Here is a 13,665-nt window from a genome sequence, read left to right on the forward strand (position 1 = left end):
CTCATTAACCTGCTAATAAAGGTAGAAAGTGAAGGTCTTTGTAGGAATAAAGAGTTTAATGAATCAGAAAATCAGCTGGATAGACAATTTGCGAGCGGTGGCCTGCATGATGGTGGTGATGATCCACGCCAGCACGGCGCAGGTAGTGAATTTCGCCGCCATCCATACTCTTGATTGGACCCTCGCTAATCTGCTCAATTCCACCTCGCGCGTCTGCGTGCCGCTGTTTTTCATGATTTCGGGCTATCTGTTTTTCGGCGAAAAAAGTGCGGAGAAACGCCATTTCCTGCGTATCGGTTTATGCCTGTTGTTCTATAGCGCGGTGTCGCTGATTTACATCTTAAGTTTTACAAATGTTGGTTTTTGGCCTTCTTTACGTCTTATTCTGCAAAAGCCGGTGTTTTACCACCTCTGGTTCTTCTACGCCATTGTGGTGATTTACCTGCTCTCCCCACTGATTAACGTCAAACAGGTGTCGGGTAAATATTTGCTGGTGGCCGGGCTGCTGCTTGGCGTGCTGGCTAACCCACAGCTTCCGGCGCTGCGCATTGACCGAGTGGCGATTTTGCCACTCAACCTGTATATCGGCGGCAACACCTTCTATTACGTGCTCTATGCGCTGATGGGGCGGGCGATGGGCATGATGAATACGCAGAAAACCGGCGTCACGCCCGTGGCCTGCGGGCTGTTTATCCTCAGCACTTTGGGCGTAGCTTGGGGGACTTACTACCAGTCGCTGATCAACCAAAACTTCGCCGACACTTACTATGTTTACACCGGCCCGCTGGTGTTTATCTCGGCGATTTCGCTTTTCGTTATCGGCAAGAACGCGCTGGATTCGCGAGTGCTGCCCGGGCTAGGAATCATCTCGCGCCATTCACTGGCGATCTACGGCTTTCACGCGCTGATCATCATCGGCCTGCGCGGTGCGCACATTGGCTTTCCGCAGTGGCCGTTGGTCAATATCGCCTTCCTGTTCCTGTGCGGCCTGCTGGGAAGCCTTGGGTTGGCAGTGCTGCTGGCGAAAATCGACCGCCGAAAATGGGTCAGTTAGTGCCCACTCGGCCATCTCTCCTGTGCCCGCCGTAACTGCCTGCCGGAGGTAAATCCGGCGGCGAGGGCGGCTTTTTCAACCCCAAAACCCTGTTGCAGCCGCTGTTGGGCGACGGCGATACGCAACTGCTCATGGTAGTCGCGCACGCTGATCCCCAGGTGCTGGCGGAACAGGCGCGTCAGATGCCGCCCGCTGACATGGGCCTTCGCGGCAATCTCCTCCAGCTGCCACGGCGCTTCTGGCGTGGCTGACATCAGGTTTTGCGCGCGATGCACGGCGGGGTGAATGTGATTGCGATATCTCAGCCACGGCGAAAGCTGCGGGTCATCCCCGGCGCGGCGAAAATAGACCACCATCTCGCGGGCCACGTCCAGCGCGGCCTGCGCGCCTAGCCGGCTGGAAATGATGTGCAGCGTCAGATCTATCCCCGCCGTGATGCCCGCGCTGGTCAGCACAAAACGGTCTTCGACAAAAATGCGATTGTCTTTCACCTGCGCGCTGGGCACTTGTTGCTTTAGACGCGCGATCACGTCGTGGTGAGTGGTGCACTGGTAGCCGTCGAGCAATCCCGCTTGACCCGCCAACAGGCTGCCGGAGCAGATACACACCAGCGTCACCTCTCCCTGTTCAATCGCCGCTTTTTGCTGTTTGAGCCAGTCGCGCACTTGCACTGCGGCGGGCGTGGCGAAGTTTTCCGCCGAATGCTCAACGCCCGGAATAACAATGATACTTCCACTGGCGAAGGAGGTCGGTAAGGGCTGCAGGCTGCCCACTTTCAGCCCGGTGGAGGTTTCTGCTTCGGTGAGCGGGCTGATGTAATGCAGACGAAACTGCCCGGTCAGGCGCAAAGCCTCGCCGGGGCCGACTAAATCCAGCGCCATCACGCCCGGGAGCGTGACAAAGTAAACGTCTTGCATGGTGAAACCTCTTGGCTAACTCACGGCTGCGAAATCCCATCTTCACACAGCTTGGTCAAGCTCCGCCAGCGCGCCGTCGACGTCGGTGATGGTGGCAAATCGGTCCGCCAGAACCAGCTCGGTGCGACGTTTAATGGCATCCGTGGAGAAGGTTTCCCCGCTGGCGTGGGTCATCGGGAAGGTCAGCGTCGCCTCAGTGACATAAGTCACGGCATAACCGATGTCAGACGCCACGCGGGTGGTGGTTTCGCAGCACTGCTCGGTGCGCGCTCCGGCAATAATCAGGTGAGTAATACCCTGTTCTTGCAGCCATTCGTGTAGACCGGACTCCAGCAACGCGTTGTGCACGTGCTTGTGGAAGACTTTGGTTGGCGTATGTCGCAGGAAGGGCATCGGCGTAACCAGCCCGGACTCCAGCGAGAACACGCCTTCAGGATTGACGTGGAAGACATCAATAACCGGCACGCCGCGCGTTTGGCAGCCGTCGATCAGTCGGTTCAACGCCTGTTGGAATGCGGGTAAATCCTCTTCTTGCCAGAAAGGGCGGTGCTCGAAGGAGCGTTGAACGTCGATATTTAATAAAGCGCTGCGGGTCATTTTAGGACTCCATCTCATGGGTGTGAAACCAGTGTGCGCCTGAAAAGATGGGAAGGACATGCCAAAAACGGACATCATGCTGGCGGAAAGGGACGAACTGCGATGAGGATAATTCGGCGGGTTTTAGTTAAGGACAATTCTAATTATGTCTCGCGATTAATCCTGTAATGCATTGTTTAAATAGAGTTTATTGGTTTTCCCCCTGACTTGAGTATTAAAGTGATTCGGCAGAACAAGGTTGTTCTGCGATTTACCAATATCAATCTAAATGGAGATGTAAAAATGCGTACATTAGAAAAGCATGAGTTGAACGAAGTGTCTGGCGCCGGTCTGTTAAGTGATGTGGGCGCTCTGCTGGATAACGGTTTAGATCAAATCGGCTCTCTGATTAACGGCACCACCAAGCCAACGGGTTCTAATACTTTCGGCGTTGAAGTGGGTAATATTGTTGAATCAACATTCAAATCTGTAGCTGACATGTTCTGCGGCTTCTTCAAGCGTAAATAATAGACAGAGGGGGAGAGTTTTGGCTCTCCCCTTTTTTGACGATTAAAAGCCTAACTCGCCGGAACATCCATTAGAACACCAGCTGCACCTTAGAGGCTTTGGATTTATCCATCGCGAATTCCAGCGCTTCCACCAGATCTCCTTGTGGGAACTCCGCAGACAGCAGCGGCATCGGGTCAACCGTTTTATTTGCCAGCCACTCGACCGCCGTATTGAACTCCTCAGTAAAGCGGAAGCTGCCGACCCAGTTAATTTCCTTAGCAATCAGCATCATCAATGGGAAGTCGCTCACCGCGCCACCCATACCCACCTGCACCAGCGTGCCTCGCGCGCGGGTTAATTCCAGACAGCGGCGGATAGACGACGGATGGCCTGAGGCATCGAAAGAGACGTCAAAATAGCCTTTTTCCGCCTGATAGGGCGCGAAGTCGCCTTTTGCGGCATCAAGTGCAATATTGGCACCCATTTCTTGTGCCAGGCTCAGGCAGCGTTCACTCAGATCGGCGCAAACAATCTCCTTCGCGCCTTTGGCTTTGGCGGCAGCGACAATCAGGCTGCCAATTGGCCCAACGCCTGAGACAAACACTGTTTTACCCTTGATATCACCAGCCTGATTAACGGCGTGGATAGCCACGGCCAGCGGCTCGGCGAACACCATCAGGCGATCGCTAACCTGATTATCGAAGGCGATACACTGCTCGCTGTCGACAATTTTAAATTGGGTGAAAGCCCCGTTGATGTGCGGGAAATACATCGCGCTGCCGAAGAATTTCATGGTAGTACACTGGTTTTCATCACCAGAAAGGCAGTATTTACAGGCTTTACAGGGCTTGCTGGGGTTCAACGCCACTTTTTGGCCGGGTTTAAGACGATCGGTGTCTGATTTTTCCACCACGCCAACCACTTCATGGCCCAAAACCATGGCTTCGCGCACTTTGAAATCACCAACCTGACCATGCTCGTAGTAATGCAGGTCAGAACCACAGATGCCGCCGCGAGTGACTTTTACCAGCGTGCCCTGGCCCTGATAATCGATCTGCTGCTCGACCACAGAGACATCTTTTTTGCCGGTGACCACGCAGGATTGGGTGTCAATCTTCATCATAGTTTTGCTCTTTATTAGGTGCTTTGCCGCTGCGTTTTACAGCAGGAATGCTGCCAGTAAAGAGGGTTTGCTCAGTTGGAAATGTGATCGCCATCACCTTAAGGCGTGTTACTAAATCCTGTTACCCAGAACTTGAAGGCCCTCAACATTTACAGCGCCTTTTGCTTGCCAAAAGTCAGCGCCCAGTGGGCTATCACCCCGCCAACCAGCCCCCAGAATGCCGAACCGACGCCCAGCAGCGTGACGCCAGAGGCGGTGATCAGGAAAGTAATGACTGCCGCGTCGCGGTGCGACTCTTCCGCCAGTGCGCGCTGCAAACTGCCCGCAATGGTCCCCAATAGCGCCAATCCGGCGATGGTGTGGATGAGCGGCGTGGGCAGCGCGGTGAACAGCAGGCCGATAGAGCCGCCAAACAGCCCGGCCAGCAGGTAAAACACCCCGGCAGCCACGGCGGCCATATAGCGTTTTTTGGCATCAGGGTGGATATCTTCTCCCATGCAAATCGCGGCGGTGATGGCGGCAATGCAGACGGTGAAGCCGCCAAAAGGCGCGAGCAGCAGGGCGGTCAGCGCCGTCCATGAAATCAGCGGAGAAACCGGCACCTGATAGCCGTGAGCCTTAAGCGTGGCGATGCCCGGCGCGTTTTGCGACGCCATAGTGACCACAAAAAACGGAATGCCGATACCCAGCAGCGCCGAAAGCGAGAAGTGCGGGGTGACGAATTCCGGCACGGCGAAGCTCAGGCTTTGCCCGTGCAGACTAATGTCTCCCTGCAATCCCGCCACAATCAGTCCGGCGGCCAGTGTCAGCACGATGGCGTAGCGCGGGAGAGCACGGCGAGCCAGCAGATAGACCAGACACATCGTCCCTGCCAACGCAAAATTGCTCTGCAGCGACGTGAAAGCGTTCAGGCCGAAACGCAGCAATATTCCGGCCAGCATCGCGGCGGACAGCGCCTGCGGAATGTAGTGCATCAGTCTGGCAAATAGGCCTGTCACGCCGCATAACAGCATCAGGCCGCTGGCAAAAATAAACACCCCAATGGCATCATTCATCGAGGTGCCCGGCAGGCTGGTGACCAGCAGCGCCGCGCCCGGCGTCGACCACGCGGTGACGATTGGCGTGCGATACCACAAAGAGAGGCCGATGGAGGTCAGCCCCATGCCGAGACCCAGCATGGTCAGCCAGCCACCAATCTGCAAGGGGCTGGCACCCGCCGCTTCCGCCGCCTGAAAGATAATGGCCGCCGAACTGGTGTAGCCGACGAGTACCGCCACAAAACCAGCGAGAATGGCGGAAAAGGTCACATCTTTGAGGCTAAGGCGCGGCAACATGGCTGGAAATCCTTGCGATAGACGATTAATTTAAGCGAAAGCACCCACTTATGTTTAACAGAGAGAACGCAATGAGCCAATCTAATGAGGTGAAAATTCGTCCACTAACCCCTGCCGATCGCGCGGAGTGGGAAACACTGTGGCGCGACTATCTCGACTTCTACCAGTCAGAGCTTGATCCGGCGCAGTTTGATTACACCTTCCAGCGTCTGTCGCAGAGCGATTATCCCGACATGTTTGGCTATGTGGCGGAGTATCAGGGCAAGTTGGTGGGCTTGGTCAATTGCATCAACCACGATCACGGCTGGCACATGCAGCAGGTGGTCTATTTGCAGGATTTGTTCGTGGATGACAGCGCGCGCAAGCTCGGCATTGGTCAGAAACTGATTGAAGCGGTTTATGACTATGCCGATCAGAACGACAAAGCCAACGTCTACTGGACTACCAAAACCTCCAACCATACCGCGCGCAAACTGTATGACCGGATTGGCACGCAGACTGAATTCATCAAATATCAGCGCTGAGGGGAGGTTATTAATCCGCTAGGTTTTTTACCATGGTCAGATTGGTTGGCGCATAGCCCAGACCGGCATACAACGCCTGTGCGCCGCCGTTGTGATAGAACACGTTCAGGCCGATGGACTTCAAACCCAGCTCGCGCACTTTCTCTTCTAACTGAAGAAAAGCGGCGCGAGCATGGCCCTGACGGCGAAACGCCGGGTAAACAGATACTTCATAAATAAACGCGCTGCGATCGCCCTGGCGCTCGACGTCGGCTAACCAAATACAGCCAGCCGTTTCACCTTGATCAGTTTTGATTACAAACAGATAGTTATCTGGCGTGGCGACGCCCTGCGGCAGCAATTCCTCCATGACTCCCTGAGCACGCGCCAGCGCATTGTGCTCCAGCCAGCGCCCCGATTTGACGTTCTCTCTGGCGTAATCTTCCGCCAGCTGCTGATGAAATTGTGAGAAATAGTCTGCACTCATTGCACATAACTGGGTCATTAGGTTTATTCCTTTTCCGCTTTTTTCACCGGCGTGACAAAGCATTCGCTGACGTTAGTACCATTTTTCTCAACGGTAGTAATGACATAACCCTGCTCGTTTATCACGATGGCGCCGTAAGGCAGATCATCCTGCTTCACGCTGATCATCTTCTGAAACTCTTGAATAAGGTTGCTTTTCGCCGCAGCCTGCTCGGGCTTGTCCATTCCGTTTACGTCAATATAGGCCTGCTTAAACTCGGTGCTCATGCCTTTTGGCTTTAGGCGGCTTTCCACCACGGCCTTGACCGTCGCGGTCACGTCGTTACCCAGTAGAAACATGCTAACTATTTCATAAGTCAGCACATCTTTCTGTTTGGCGATCACATAGCCGCTTTCGAATGACTTCATTTTCTGGTTGTTGGGATAAGTAAACTCATCCAAACAAATGGTCTTGTCGCCAATCTGAAACTGATTAAACCGCGCTTTGATCGCCTGCGGAGACGAGCCGGGTGAAGGGGCTGCCTGAGCGGCGCTCACCAACAGGGGAAGCAGTATTGCCAGCACAAATGTCCGTTTTTTCATGGGTTTTCCTGAAAGAGTCACGTCTTACCTCACGGCCTATTTTGCAGTATAGGGAGATGAATCGAGGATGAGAAAGATTAAATATGCGTATGACATAAACTTGTAACATTCAGACGCTGAAAGAACCTGCGACACCCCCGACGTTTTGCGCTATGTTTTTAATTATTAATATTTTTCCGCATTCTCAGGAGAGTCGATGAGCCAGTCCGCGCTGAAGTTATATTCTGATGCACAGTTTTTCAGCCCCTACGTGATGTCCGCTTTTGTCGCCTTGACCGAAAAAGGCATCCCTTTTGAGATAGAAACCATCGATTTGGCAGTGGATGAAAATCTGCATGATTACTATTCGGCGGTTTCGCTGACGCGCCGCGTCCCGACGCTGACCAATGGTACTTTCGTGCTGTCGGAGTCCTCGGCGATTGATGAGTATGTGGAAGAGCTGTTCCCCGCGCCGACCTTCCCGGCAATCTATCCCGCAGACCCGGAAAATCGTGCCAAAGCGCGCGAAGTTCAGGCTTGGCTGCGCAGTGATTTAATGCCGATTCGCCAAGAGCGTTCCACCGAAGTGGTGTTCGCCGGTAAGAAATTCCCCCCTTTGAGCGAAAGTGGCCAAATGGCGGCGGAAAAGCTGTTTAGCGCGGCGGAGCGTTTGCTCGGTGAGCGTGAGAATATGTTTGGCGAGTGGTGTATTGCTGACGTGGATTTGGCTTTGATGATCAATCGGTTACATCTGAATGGCGATGCCGTTCCCGAGAAGCTGGCGGCCTATGCCGATGCCCAGTGGCAGCGTCCGGCGGTCAAAGAGTGGCTGGCGCTGTCGGCCAAGTAAAATGCGACAATGGGAAAAGATAGGTGGCGCGACAGGGAAGAACCCCGCCGCGCGCAGCCATCAGCCCAGACGTTTGGTTAAATAAAAACGGGTGTGGGTTGAAGGAGCTTCATCAGGCGCACGGATATCCTTGATGTAATCTTCCAACGCCATTTGCATATGGAAGCCGTGGCGCTCGTAGAACGGGCGCGCCTGAAAACTAAAGGTATCGACCATGGCGTAGCGGCAGCCGCGCTGTAGCGCTTCTTGCTGGACATCCTGCAACAGTTTGGTGCCGATGTCCTGACCACGCAGAGACTCATCAACCCATAAGTAAATGATTTTAAGCCAGTTACCCACTGTTTCCGCAATAATGCCAGCCTGCTTCTTGCCCTGATCATCTTCGATAAAAATCGCTAAATCCCGGAATGATTGCTCGGGGATAAAGCCTTTATTGTAGCCGCGCAGGCCATCGATAATGTCAGTGATGTCAGCCTCAGTAGGCGTGTCGGTCATGCGCGTTTTCATAACTCTTTCCTTTGTTAACGTTTTGTCGTCGCGAGACGAACTGCAAAAGCGATAAATACTGTGCCGGTCAGGCGATCTAAGGTTTTCACCACGCTCGGGCGTTGCAGCCAGCGAGAGAGTGGTCGGGTGGCGGCGATCATGGTCAATGACCACAGGGTGCCAATCACCGCGTGCATGGCCGCCAGGCCGAAAATGTATGGCGGAACCGAATAACCGGTAGCAACAAATTGCGGCAGAAACGACACGTAAAACACCCCGACCTTGGGATTAAGCACGTTGCCGAACAAACCTTTGATAAACCAACTGCCGAAAAGTGGATTTTTCTTGGCTTTGTCCTGTGCGCTAAACGACATGCTTTCACGCGGTTTTAGCAGCATTTGCACCCCAAGCCAGCACAGATAGGCTGCGCCAATCCATTTCAGCAGATTGAATGCCAACTCTGACGCCGCCAGCAGCGCCCCTAAACCCAGCGCAACTGCCGCACCCCAAACCAGACAACCCGTGCTAATGCCCAGCGCGGCCAGCACGGCTTTCTTGCTGCCCTCGCTGGCGGCGGTGCGTAACACTAAAGCAGTATCCAGACCCGGCGTTAGGGTCAGAATACCGGCGGCAAAGGCGTAAGAAACCAAAGATTCGGTCAGGGTCACGGCGTTGTCTCTATGCTGTGGTGAGCTTTTTGCTCAGGAAATAGCGGGTATGCGTGGTGGATTCCCCCTGCGGCGCCCGCGCGTCTTCAATGTAATCTTCCAGCGTCATCTGCACGCTGTAACCCATACGCTCGTAGAACGGGCGCGCCTGGAAACTAAAGGTATCCACCAGTGAGTACAGGCAGCCGCGGGCTTTGGCTTCTTCTTCGGCTTCGCTGATAAGCTGCGTGCCGACATCTTTTCCGCGCAGGGACTCATCCACCCACAGCATCTGGATGTACATCCACTTCCCGACGGTTTCCGCCACAATACCGGCCTGTTTTTTGCCGTGTTCATCTTCGACAAAAATACCCAGCTCACGGAGTTTAGGCCGGTGAATAAAATTGAGATTGAAAGTGCGGAGGGCCGTTTTTATTTCGTCGACATCATCGGCCGTCGGTGCTGCGGTGAGGCGTGTTTTCATGGCGGTTCCCTTTGCTGAAAAAATGACAGTCCAGAATAGTAACCGGCCTTGAGGGATGCAATGGGAAGCGTAAAGAAAGTCTTAAAGTGAGATCAGGAGAGTGTCTGATAATCATGACAAAAGCCTGTGGAATGCGCCGCTAAGACGCTTTCCACAGGCTTCTTGATTTCTGAGGGTATTAACTGACTGACGAAAGCTTATTTGTAGATTTCAGCATCGGCGTGCAGGCGGTTATTACCGGTCACGGAGATGATGCGGTAAGAAGAGGCACCAGCATCACTTGCCTGAGCTGCCAGTTTGCTTTCCAGACCACCAATAGTGGTTGGGCCAGAGGCAGAAATCACGCCCAGTTTTTGTTGACCGTCCATCGGCTGACTCACCTGCTGAGCAGCAAAACTACCGAAAGAAATCAGAGAAAGGGTTGCAGCTACAGCAAAAATTTTGACGTTTTTCATGATGTATATTCCATTCAGGTTATTAGATAGAAAGGTGGTTGCCTTTCGATGAGTGAATAATAGACCTGTGGCATGCAGATGAAAAACGGATTGATTTGAGAATGTAATTCAAAAAATTAGTTGAAGATTTTACGCGAATTTACAGCCGGCTGCGAGAGGTTGACAATGCGGGTTCGGACGTTGACACCGGTTTAAAAACCGAGCACAAACTGACGTTTTATTACCCTTCCTGCTGATTTTGGGCGAGTTTCTGGTTTTCTGCTACGCTATAAGTGCAGTGCAAGAAAAAGCCGTCTCTGGTGGAATTTCAGCAGGCGATCATGCGAGGAGCAACCTCCTTCGCACTTGTTTAGCCGCATTGGCTCAACAATATTCACGGTACGGAAATTTATTTGGAGGAGTCAAAAAATGGGAATTTTATCCTGGATTATCTTTGGTCTGATTGCAGGTATTCTGGCGAAATGGATCATGCCGGGTAAAGATGGTGGCGGGTTCATCCTGACCGTGGTTCTTGGTGTTGTCGGTGCCGTCGTCGGTGGTTACATCAGTACACTGTTTGGCTTTGGCCGCGTGGACGGTTTCAATTTCGGCAGCTTCGTCGTCGCCGTGATCGGTGCGCTGGTCGTGCTGTTTATCTACCGCAAAGTTCGCAGTTGATAACACCGACCTAGAATATTTCTAAAAAAGCCGCGTTGAACGCGGCTTTTTTGTGTCTTGAGATCCCCCCTGAAGCTCCTCCCATCCATTACCCTGTATAAACATTGTTGACACTGAGAGGGCTTTGTCTCACAGTATCATCATTGTTGATACTTCCTTGAGGAAAATCTATGCCGCAGGTCATTGTGAAAAAATGGGGAAATAGCCCTTCTGTGCGCCTACCGGTCGCTATCATGGAAGCAGCCTCTCTCAAGGTCGATGATACTGTCGAGATTGCAGTAGAAGACGGCAAAATCATCATCGTCCCAGTCCGCGCTAAAACCTATTCACTCGATTCCCTTCTGGGGGGAGTGACGGAAAGCAATATGCATGAAGAGGTAGATTTTGGCTCCCCAACAGGCCGAGAGGTCTTGTGACATGGTGAAACCTTTTATCCCTGACGCCGGAGATATCATCTGGCTGGACTTTGACCCACAAGCCGGTCACGAACAGGCCGGGCACAGGCCCGCTGTCGTTCTGAGTCCTGCTGCATATAATGATCGAGTGGGGTTGCTGCTGTGCTGCCCGATGACCACCAAGATAAAAGGCTACCCTTTCGAGGTATTAATTGCTGGCACTAGGCAGAGCGCGGTGTTGTCAGATCAGATAAAAAGCTTGGACTGGCGTAAAAGAAATGCTGTCAAAAAAGGAACCGTGAGCCTGCTCGAGCTTGATGAAGTCAGAGCAAAGGTAAAAGCGCTGATTGACGGTTAACCCTAGCTTTGAGCAAAAAGCCGCGTTGAACGCGGCTTTTTTGTGTTACTCACTTTACCGTGGTTAATGTAAACACCACTTCTGGCTCATGTAGTGATAGCGCGGGATTATCCTCTGGTAACTGACTCTTATGCATCACTGAGATAAAAATAATACCTGACGATTTCTTCAAAAAGTAAGCCACATGACTTTTATGAGGAAACCGGAAAACATCATCACGGAACGCCACAGAGCGCCCTATCTCAGGATGTATGGCTACCAGTGAGAAAAGCTTAAAGATCTCTGCGAGGTATTTATCAGACTGTGTAATTCCCCAGTGTTCCTGTGTATAGCGCTGAATCTTAATAAGATCCTCCCGTGCCTCCTTGGCTATCTGGTATTTACCCATCTTAGATTTGTCTTCCTTGCATCAATTGAGCAAAAAACGCATCGCCATCCATGACATCCCCACGGGCAATATCTGCCTCTGCGCGAGCTATTTTTTCTTTAAGAATCCGTAGCTTGATCTCATCCATCATTTGATAATCCTCCATCGACAACATCACCGCAACGGGTTTGCCATTGCGGTTGATCTGTAATGGTTCCCGCTGGACTTGCAGCAGAACATCACCAAATTGTGTTTTAACTTCATTTGCATTAAGAGATTTCATCGTTGACTCCTTTCAGACGTTTCGTTCGATTTAATCGATATATTCTAGCATTGATTAAATATCGTCTGGTGGATTAAACATCAACTTAGGAATCAGCCTCGCATTAAATCGCCACCAACCCCCGCACGCCTTCGGCTTCCATCTCATCGCCGCGCCCGCTTTTAATAATGCTGCCGCGCGACATTACCAGATAGCTGTCAGCCAGCTCGGCAGCGAAATCGTAGAACTGCTCGACCAGCAGGATCGCCATATCGCCCTGAGCAGCAAGCTGCTTGATAACGGCGCCGATCTCCTTAATCACCGAGGGTTGAATCCCCTCGGTAGGTTCGTCGAGGATCAACAAGCTCGGTTTACAGGCCAGCGCCCGGCCAATCGCCAACTGCTGTTGTTGGCCGCCGGACAGATCGCCGCCGCGTCGATGCTTCATCTCCAGCAATACTGGGAACAGGTGATAGATGTGGTCTGGCACCTGTTTGGCTTGGCTACCGGGAAAGCGCGACAGGCCCATCAGCAGGTTTTCCTCCACCGTCAGGCGCGGAAAAATATCGCGACCCTGCGGGACATAGGCAATGCCCGCCTGCACCCGCTGGTGGGGTTTGCGGCCATTGATAGTTTCTCCCTGCCAGTTGATGGTGCCGGACTTGGCCGGGATCAGCCCCATCAGGCATTTCAGCAGCGTGGTTTTGCCGACGCCGTTGCGGCCGAGCAGGCAGGTGACTTCGCCGATTTTTGCCTCGAAGCTTAACCCGCGCAGAATGTGGCTTCCGCCGTAAAACTGATTCAGTTCATTGACTTGCAGCATAATGGTTCCTCAGTTTTAGCGTCCCAAATAGACTTCAATAACCTGCTCATTGGCCTGCACCTGTTGCAAGGAGCCTTCCGCCAGTACTTGCCCCTGATGCAGCACGGTGACGTGGTCGGCGATGCTCTCCACGAACCCCATGTCGTGCTCGACTACCATCAGCGAGTGTTTGCCCGCCAGCTGCTTGAACAGCTCGGCGGTGTATTCGGTTTCGGCGTCGGTCATCCCGGCGGCAGGCTCGTCGAGCAGCAGCAGGTGCGGCTCCTGCACCAGCAGCATGCCGATTTCCAGAAACTGCTTCTGGCCGTGAGACAGCAACCCCGCCAGCCGATGGCGCTCACCGGCAAGGCGCAGCGTCACCAGCATTTCGTCGATTCTGTCGCGCTGTTCGCTGTTCAGTTTGGCGCGCAGGCAGGCCCACACCGACTTATTGGTTTTCTGGGCGATCTCAAGGTTCTCGAACACGGTTAGTGCTTCAAACACCGTCGGTTTCTGAAATTTCCGCCCAATGCCTGATTGCGCAATCCGCACTGGATCAAGCTGGGTAAGGTCAGTGGTCTGGTCGTAAAATACCCGGCCACTCTGCGGCTTGGTTTTGCCGGTGATCACGTCCATCAGGGTGGTTTTCCCCGCGCCGTTAGGGCCAATTACGCAGCGCAGCTCGCCCACGCCGATGCGCAATGACAGGTTGGTCAGCGCCTTAAAGCCGTCGAAACTGACATTGATATTTTCCAGCAGCAAAACCGGATCGGTCTGCTGGCGAAAACGGTCAGACGGATAGGATTGCGTGAACAGCTCTTCGGTCATAGTCATTGAA

21 protein-coding genes are annotated in these 13,665 nt (G+C 53.1%); 7 read left to right on the forward strand and 14 right to left on the reverse strand.

The window, feature by feature from the left end:
- Positions 1-58: 58 nt before the first annotated feature.
- Positions 59-1,054: an acyltransferase gene (locus tag ACT3RR_RS12095; protein ID WP_496200396.1), complete on the forward strand. Its 996-nt coding sequence runs from the start codon at positions 59-61 to the stop codon at positions 1,052-1,054.
- Here ACT3RR_RS12095 and ACT3RR_RS12100 read toward each other — a convergent pair.
- On the reverse strand, positions 1,051-1,971 hold the full coding sequence (locus tag ACT3RR_RS12100) for a GlxA family transcriptional regulator (protein WP_353503728.1): 921 nt from the start codon (positions 1,969-1,971) through the stop codon (positions 1,051-1,053). The two genes, ACT3RR_RS12095 and ACT3RR_RS12100, sit on opposite strands and share 4 nt — an antisense overlap.
- A gap of 42 nt (positions 1,972-2,013) precedes the next feature.
- Entirely contained in the window at positions 2,014-2,568 is a 555-nt protein-coding gene (locus ACT3RR_RS12105; RefSeq protein WP_353503727.1) for a cysteine hydrolase family protein, read from the reverse strand.
- Positions 2,569-2,850: 282 nt separating this feature from the next.
- Between ACT3RR_RS12105 and ACT3RR_RS12110 the strand changes: the two genes are divergently transcribed.
- Positions 2,851-3,075, forward strand: coding sequence for a hypothetical protein (locus tag ACT3RR_RS12110; protein ID WP_185688973.1), 225 nt, complete (start codon positions 2,851-2,853; stop codon positions 3,073-3,075).
- Between the two features lie 70 nt (positions 3,076-3,145).
- Here ACT3RR_RS12110 and idnD read toward each other — a convergent pair whose 3' ends face one another.
- On the reverse strand, positions 3,146-4,177 hold the full coding sequence (gene idnD / locus ACT3RR_RS12115; protein ID WP_486031879.1) for an L-idonate 5-dehydrogenase: 1,032 nt from the start codon (positions 4,175-4,177) through the stop codon (positions 3,146-3,148).
- A 152-nt stretch (positions 4,178-4,329) separates the two neighbouring features.
- Positions 4,330-5,514, reverse strand: coding sequence for a benzoate/H(+) symporter BenE family transporter (locus tag ACT3RR_RS12120; protein WP_486031777.1), 1,185 nt, complete (start codon positions 5,512-5,514; stop codon positions 4,330-4,332).
- 71 nt (positions 5,515-5,585) lie between these two features.
- On the opposite strand from ACT3RR_RS12120, the gene ACT3RR_RS12125 reads away from it, so the two are divergent.
- Positions 5,586-6,038: a GNAT family N-acetyltransferase gene (locus tag ACT3RR_RS12125; protein ID WP_496200397.1), complete on the forward strand. Its 453-nt coding sequence runs from the start codon at positions 5,586-5,588 to the stop codon at positions 6,036-6,038.
- A 10-nt stretch (positions 6,039-6,048) separates the two neighbouring features.
- Here the strand turns inward: ACT3RR_RS12125 and ACT3RR_RS12130 are convergent, their stop codons facing one another.
- Positions 6,049-6,522: a GNAT family N-acetyltransferase gene (locus tag ACT3RR_RS12130; RefSeq protein ID WP_496200398.1), complete on the reverse strand. Its 474-nt coding sequence runs from the start codon at positions 6,520-6,522 to the stop codon at positions 6,049-6,051.
- Positions 6,523-6,527: 5 nt separating this feature from the next.
- On the reverse strand, positions 6,528-7,085 hold the full coding sequence (locus ACT3RR_RS12135; RefSeq protein ID WP_353503722.1) for a hypothetical protein: 558 nt from the start codon (positions 7,083-7,085) through the stop codon (positions 6,528-6,530).
- A 196-nt stretch (positions 7,086-7,281) separates the two neighbouring features.
- On the opposite strand from ACT3RR_RS12135, the gene yfcF reads away from it, so the two are divergent.
- A complete protein-coding gene (gene yfcF, locus ACT3RR_RS12140) occupies positions 7,282-7,914 on the forward strand; it encodes a glutathione transferase (RefSeq protein ID WP_353503721.1) in 633 nt (210 codons plus the stop codon).
- Positions 7,915-7,974: 60 nt separating this feature from the next.
- Here yfcF and ACT3RR_RS12145 read toward each other — a convergent pair whose 3' ends face one another.
- From ACT3RR_RS12145 to bhsA, 4 genes are all read right to left on the reverse strand, one after another.
- Complete coding sequence (locus tag ACT3RR_RS12145) at positions 7,975-8,421, reverse strand: GNAT family N-acetyltransferase (protein WP_353503720.1); 447 nt, start codon at positions 8,419-8,421, stop codon at positions 7,975-7,977.
- A 14-nt stretch (positions 8,422-8,435) separates the two neighbouring features.
- On the reverse strand, positions 8,436-9,068 hold the full coding sequence (locus tag ACT3RR_RS12150; protein WP_353503719.1) for a LysE family translocator: 633 nt from the start codon (positions 9,066-9,068) through the stop codon (positions 8,436-8,438).
- A gap of 10 nt (positions 9,069-9,078) precedes the next feature.
- Positions 9,079-9,531, reverse strand: coding sequence for a GNAT family N-acetyltransferase (locus ACT3RR_RS12155; protein ID WP_353503718.1), 453 nt, complete (start codon positions 9,529-9,531; stop codon positions 9,079-9,081).
- A gap of 197 nt (positions 9,532-9,728) precedes the next feature.
- Positions 9,729-9,986 (reverse strand): multiple stress resistance protein BhsA, encoded by a 258-nt coding sequence (bhsA, locus tag ACT3RR_RS12160; RefSeq protein WP_353503717.1) that lies wholly within the window; start codon positions 9,984-9,986, stop codon positions 9,729-9,731.
- A 408-nt stretch (positions 9,987-10,394) separates the two neighbouring features.
- Between bhsA and ACT3RR_RS12165 the strand changes: the two genes are divergently transcribed.
- The 3 genes from ACT3RR_RS12165 (at position 10,395) to mazF (ending at position 11,396) form a co-directional block, all read left to right on the forward strand.
- Positions 10,395-10,643 carry a GlsB/YeaQ/YmgE family stress response membrane protein gene (locus ACT3RR_RS12165; protein ID WP_185688980.1) on the forward strand — a complete coding sequence of 83 codons (249 nt, stop codon included), beginning with the start codon at positions 10,395-10,397 and terminating at the stop codon, positions 10,641-10,643.
- 170 nt (positions 10,644-10,813) lie between these two features.
- Positions 10,814-11,059: an AbrB/MazE/SpoVT family DNA-binding domain-containing protein gene (locus tag ACT3RR_RS12170; RefSeq protein ID WP_154145766.1), complete on the forward strand. Its 246-nt coding sequence runs from the start codon at positions 10,814-10,816 to the stop codon at positions 11,057-11,059.
- A 1-nt stretch (position 11,060) separates the two neighbouring features.
- A complete protein-coding gene (mazF, locus tag ACT3RR_RS12175) occupies positions 11,061-11,396 on the forward strand; it encodes an endoribonuclease MazF (protein ID WP_353503716.1) in 336 nt (111 codons plus the stop codon).
- 49 nt (positions 11,397-11,445) lie between these two features.
- On the opposite strand, the gene ACT3RR_RS12180 is transcribed toward mazF, so the two are convergent.
- The 4 genes from ACT3RR_RS12180 to urtD form a co-directional block, all read right to left on the reverse strand.
- On the reverse strand, positions 11,446-11,784 hold the full coding sequence (locus ACT3RR_RS12180) for a type II toxin-antitoxin system RelE/ParE family toxin (protein WP_353503715.1): 339 nt from the start codon (positions 11,782-11,784) through the stop codon (positions 11,446-11,448).
- A 1-nt stretch (position 11,785) separates the two neighbouring features.
- Positions 11,786-12,046, reverse strand: coding sequence for a type II toxin-antitoxin system Phd/YefM family antitoxin (locus ACT3RR_RS12185; protein ID WP_100936506.1), 261 nt, complete (start codon positions 12,044-12,046; stop codon positions 11,786-11,788).
- 103 nt (positions 12,047-12,149) lie between these two features.
- On the reverse strand, positions 12,150-12,848 hold the full coding sequence (urtE, locus tag ACT3RR_RS12190) for an urea ABC transporter ATP-binding subunit UrtE (RefSeq protein WP_496200399.1): 699 nt from the start codon (positions 12,846-12,848) through the stop codon (positions 12,150-12,152).
- Positions 12,849-12,863: 15 nt separating this feature from the next.
- Positions 12,864-13,661, reverse strand: coding sequence for an urea ABC transporter ATP-binding protein UrtD (gene urtD / locus ACT3RR_RS12195; RefSeq protein WP_423784202.1), 798 nt, complete (start codon positions 13,659-13,661; stop codon positions 12,864-12,866).
- Positions 13,662-13,665 lie beyond the last annotated feature (4 nt).

It is taken from the genome of Ewingella sp. AOP8-B2-18 (genome assembly GCF_052376015.1).
GTDB classification, from domain to species: Bacteria; Pseudomonadota; Gammaproteobacteria; order Enterobacterales; family Enterobacteriaceae; genus Ewingella; species Ewingella allii.